The organism is Pseudomonas sp. P5_A12 (assembly GCF_056400685.1).
Window position 1 is genome coordinate 1 of the sequence record NZ_JBFUKU010000373.1, and the last position, 4434, is coordinate 4434.

A 4434-nucleotide genomic window follows, 5' to 3' on the forward strand; every position below is an offset into this window, starting at 1 on the left:
AGGTATCGGATTTTTTTATGCGTCTCGCTCGGGCACTGGAACTGACTCACAACATCGCCTCCACTCCCCACGCCATCGAGGGGTTGGATTCGTTGCTCGATCCTTCTTTGGTCGAGCAGGCACTGGAACAGGCAGGCGTAGCAACCCTGCGCAAACGCCGTCTGCCGTTGGAAATGATGCTTTGGTGCGTGATTTCCATGGCGTTCTTTCGGCGGATGTCAGCYTGGGATGTGGTCAGTCGCATGAACATTATGCTGCCRGGTCAACGTCCGCTGGTGGCGCCCAGCGCAGTGGTTCAAGCCCGTCAGAGGCTGGGTAGCGAGGCTGTACGACAAGTCTTCGATCTGACTCAGAAAAGTTGGCATGAAGCGGCCGGTCATCCGACCTGGGCCGGGCTGCGTTTGCTGGGGGTCGACGGCGTCGTCTGGCGAACRCCCGAYACGGCAGAAAATCGAGCACGCTATGACTCGGCCAGTAATCAACATGGTGACACTGGCTTTCCTCAKGTGCGCATGGTCTGCCAAATGGAGTTGACCARCCATTTGCTGATCGGCAGTGCATTTGATGGTTACCGCAGCAACGAAATGAAACTGGCGGAACAGCTGATCGAAACCACGCCTGATCACTCGTTAACGCTGTTCGATCGCGGCTTTTATTCCTTGGGTTTGCTGCACCAATGGCAGCAAGCAGGCACCGAGCGCCATTGGCTGATGCCACTGCGCAAAGGTGCGCAGTACGRAGTCATTCAACGCTTGGGCCGTCAGGATATGGTGGTCTYGTTGAGCACTTCGCCACAGGCCCRCAAGCAATGGCCAGGACTGCCGGAGCGCCTGACTGCGCGGYTCCTGAGCAAAACCGTCAAGGGCAAGGCTTGTCAGATTCTGACGTCAATGGCCGACCCGCTGCGTTTCCCGTCCGACGAAATCGTCGACCTGTACAGCCAGCGATGGGAGATCGAATTAGGGTTTCGGGAGATGAAACAAACCTTGCTCAACAGCAGCTATACGCTGCGCAGCAAGACGCCAGAAATGATTGAGCAGGAACTGTGGGGAGTGTTGCTGGGCTACAACCTGTTGCGGTATCAGATGGTGGAGATGAGTCGCCATTGTCCCGGCATTTACCCATGCGAAATGAGCTTTACCGCGTGTACCTGGGCGATCCTCGGGTTTATCAATAGCGTCTCCGCCGACCGTTCCGGGAACATCCCCAAATACCTGGCTGAGCTGCATGCTTCAGCCATGCATTACGTCCTGCCTCATCGGCGAGAGGAGCGCATCTACCCCCGGGCTATCAGGCTCAAATCCCCGAAGTATCCGATCAGAAAGAAAAATGCCAGTCAGCTTAACTGACTGGCATTAGCCGAGATGGCGCCCTTTTCATTGATCGGCCTTAGTGCTGCAGAGCCGGTTTTTGCGTCCCGTTGATCGGGATGCGTTTGGCTTTCGCCTCTTCTGGCACGATACGCACCAGGTCGATGCTCAACAGGCCATTGCGCAGGTCAGCGGCCTTGATCTCGATGTGATCCGCCAGGCGGAACGACAGCTTGAACGCACGCTGGGCGATGCCTTGGTGCAGGAAGGTCACGCTTTCGTTCCCTTCACGTTTGCCGCCACTGATGGTCAGCACACCTTTCTCGACTTGCAGGTCCAGGTCTTCTTCCTGGAAACCGGCCGCGGCGACGACGATGCGGTATTGATCATCACCGTGTTTTTCCACGTTGTAAGGTGGGTAGGTACTGCCTGGCTCATTGCGCAGGGCGGTTTCGAACAGGTCGTTGAAACGGTCGAAACCCACCGAGGAACGGAACAGTGGCGCCAGGGAAAATGCAGTAGTCATGGTTCAAATCTCCTGAAAACAATCAGCAAGGTTTTTGTCTCCGCGACCCGAATTCGGCATCGCGTAACCCTTAAATAGGGACCGTTGATTGCATTTCAAGAGATTAATTCGAGATTTTTTCAGGCCGCTTCGCTGACTTGCAGACCGAGCAAACGCGAGACGTGATCGAGTTCGGTCTCACGACGCAGGACGGTGAACAGCTCAACCGCTTCCGGATAATTGCGGGTCAGCATCGCCAGCCATTGCTTCAAGCGACCGGGCGATTGGCGGGGCGTCATCTGCGCCTTGGCTTGCAACCAGAAGTCCTGGATCAATGGCAACAACTCGGCCCAGGACATCTCGACCACTTCTTCACCGGCTCGCGCCGCGGCGATTTGCCGGGCCAGATCCGGCCGCGAGACCAGGCCGCGACCGAGCATGATGTCTTTCACGCCGCTGATTTCACGGCAACGACGCCAGTCTTCGACACTCCAGATGTCACCATTGGCAAACACCGGCACCTTGACCACGTCCTGCACCCGAGGGATCCACTCCCAGTGCGCCGGCGGCTTGTAGCCGTCGGTTTTGGTCCGGGCATGCACCACGATATGCGCGGCGCCGCCTTCAGCCAGGGCTGTGGCACACACCAGAGAGCCGTCCGGGCTGTCGAAGCCGAGGCGCATCTTGGCGGTCACCGGAATGTGTGCCGGCACCGCTCGACGGACGTGTTCGACGATCTGGTTGAGCAGTTCAGGTTCTTTGAGCAGCACCGCGCCGCCGCGAGACTTGTTGACGGTCTTGGCCGGGCAACCGAAGTTCAGGTCGATGACTTCAGAGCCCAGTTCACAGGCCAGCGCGGCGTTTTCCGCCAGGCACACGGGATCAGAACCGAGCAGTTGCACGCGCAGCGGCACGCCGGACGCGGTGCGGGCACCGGTCAGCAGTTCGGGGCCGAATTTGTGGTAGTAGGCAGGCGTCAGCAGCTGGTCGTTGATCCGGATGAACTCGGTCACACACCAATCAATACCGCCCACACGGGTCAGCACGTCCCGCAGGATGTTGTCGACCAACCCCTCCATGGGCGCCAAAGCAATTTGCATGAAAAACACACTCAACGAAAAACGTGCGGCAGTTTACTGGATTGCGCGGGGAATCTGCAGAACATCGCAGATTCCCTTGTGGGAGCGAGCCTGCTCGCTCCCACATTAGATATTGGTCGTATCCAACATCTGCAACGCCGGGCCGTAGCCTTCAATGAACTCGGCCGGCATGCGCTTGGGCTTGCCGGTCGACAGTTCGATGCAGACGAACGTGGTCTGGGCGCGCAGCAATGTGGTGTTGTCACGCGGACGCTTCAACTGGAAGTGCCGGGTCATTTTCAGGCGCTGGTCCCAATCGACGATCCAGGTCGCCAACTGCAATTCGTCATCTTCGTAAGCTGCGGCCAGGTAATCGATTTCGTGACGCACCACCGCCATCGCGCGGTCCAGCCGCCGATACTCGACCAGATCCAGACCGAGACGCTGCGAGTGGCGCCAGGCACAGCGCTCAAGCCACGTCACGTACACGGCATTATTGGCGTGACCCAGCCCGTCGATGTCCTCGGCGCCCACTTGCAGATCAATGATAAACGGCGTTGCCCGATCCCAACTCATGCCCCACTCCCGGTCAGATAAAGTCGACCGGGGCAGTGTAACGGATGCTTACGCCGATTGGCGCGAATGCAGGCTGCGACCAGCCAAGAGTGATAACACGCCATCAATGACCCGAGGATCGGCCAGTACCCGTTGATGGCCGCCCTCTTCCAGGCGCAGCAAGCGGCTGTCGAACCAGGACTCATGGATCAGTTCGGATTCCTTGACCGACACGTAGTTGTCATCTTCGGCATGGACGATCAGGCCGGGCATGTCGAGTTGATAGTGGACGACATCCAGCGCCGCGGCACGCATGCCGACGTCTTTCTCGACCTGACGAATGAAAGCCGAACGTGCTTTGGGCGGCAGCCGCACGTAACGTGCAAAACCACGCAGCACCCCGAGAATTCGCGCAGGGGCGGCAATCGTCACCAGGGTTTCGGTGCGCAGGCCCAATTGAACGGCGAGCATGGCACTGGCGCCGCCCATCGAATGACCGATGACCGCTTGCAGTGGCGGCAACTCGGCAGCGGCTTCCAGCATGGCCCGAGCGAACAGCACGACGTTCGCCTCTTCGCCGGGCGAACGACCATGCGCCGGACCGTCGAGGGCGACCACGCTGTAACCAGCGTCGACGAGTGCATTGATAATACTGGCAAACTGCGTCGGCCGGCCTTCCCAACCGTGCATCAACAACACGGCAGGGCCTTGCCCCCAACGCAATGCCGAAAGGCCGAAGCGCAGCGTGATACGTTCGGACTTCGCCAGAAGCGGCAGCTCCCAATCACGCGGAGGAAGCTCTCGCGGCGTCATGAATGCCAGTCGCATTTTGCTCGCAACCAGTTTCGGTGCGAACCAGCCCAAGGTGCCATTAACGCCACGAACCCACTTCAACGTGCTCATCGCTCTCACTCCTCAGGCCACTGCCTTCAGGTCATTGCACCGCCGACTTGGCGGCACGCAGCAATCGATCGGACAACTCTCC

The 4434-nt window shown here is 58.9% G+C and carries 5 protein-coding genes; 1 reads left to right on the plus strand and 4 read right to left on the minus strand.

What is annotated here, in order from left to right:
- Nucleotides 1-17 precede the first annotated feature (17 nt).
- A complete protein-coding gene (locus AC1DSG_RS28115) occupies nt 18-1349 on the plus strand; it encodes an IS4 family transposase (protein ID WP_477793793.1) in 1332 nt (443 codons plus the stop codon).
- A 40-nt stretch (nt 1350-1389) separates the two neighbouring features.
- Here the strand turns inward: AC1DSG_RS28115 and AC1DSG_RS28120 are convergent, their stop codons facing one another.
- From AC1DSG_RS28120 to AC1DSG_RS28135, 4 genes are all read right to left on the minus strand, one after another.
- Complete coding sequence (locus AC1DSG_RS28120) at nt 1390-1836, minus strand: Hsp20 family protein (RefSeq protein ID WP_477793789.1); 447 nt, start codon at nt 1834-1836, stop codon at nt 1390-1392.
- A 119-nt stretch (nt 1837-1955) separates the two neighbouring features.
- Nucleotides 1956-2915: a tRNA dihydrouridine synthase gene (locus AC1DSG_RS28125; RefSeq protein WP_477793790.1), complete on the minus strand. Its 960-nt coding sequence runs from the start codon at nt 2913-2915 to the stop codon at nt 1956-1958.
- A gap of 105 nt (nt 2916-3020) precedes the next feature.
- A complete protein-coding gene (locus AC1DSG_RS28130) occupies nt 3021-3470 on the minus strand; it encodes an acyl-CoA thioesterase (protein ID WP_477793791.1) in 450 nt (149 codons plus the stop codon).
- 48 nt (nt 3471-3518) lie between these two features.
- Nucleotides 3519-4352, minus strand: a complete 834-nt coding sequence (locus tag AC1DSG_RS28135; RefSeq protein ID WP_477793792.1) for an alpha/beta fold hydrolase — start codon at nt 4350-4352, stop codon at nt 3519-3521.
- Nucleotides 4353-4434 lie beyond the last annotated feature (82 nt).

Bases quoted from the DNA above. Each gene is read 5' to 3' on its own strand.
- AC1DSG_RS28120 (WP_477793789.1), bottom strand. From the start codon at position 1,836: ATGACTACTGCATTTTCCCTGGCGCCACTGTTCCGTTCCTCGGTGGGT.
- AC1DSG_RS28125 (WP_477793790.1), bottom strand. From the start codon at position 2,915: ATGCAAATTGCTTTGGCGCCCATGGAGGGGTTGGTCGACAACATCCTG.
- AC1DSG_RS28130 (WP_477793791.1), bottom strand. From the start codon at position 3,470: ATGAGTTGGGATCGGGCAACGCCGTTTATCATTGATCTGCAAGTGGGC.
- AC1DSG_RS28135 (WP_477793792.1), bottom strand. From the start codon at position 4,352: ATGAGCACGTTGAAGTGGGTTCGTGGCGTTAATGGCACCTTGGGCTGG.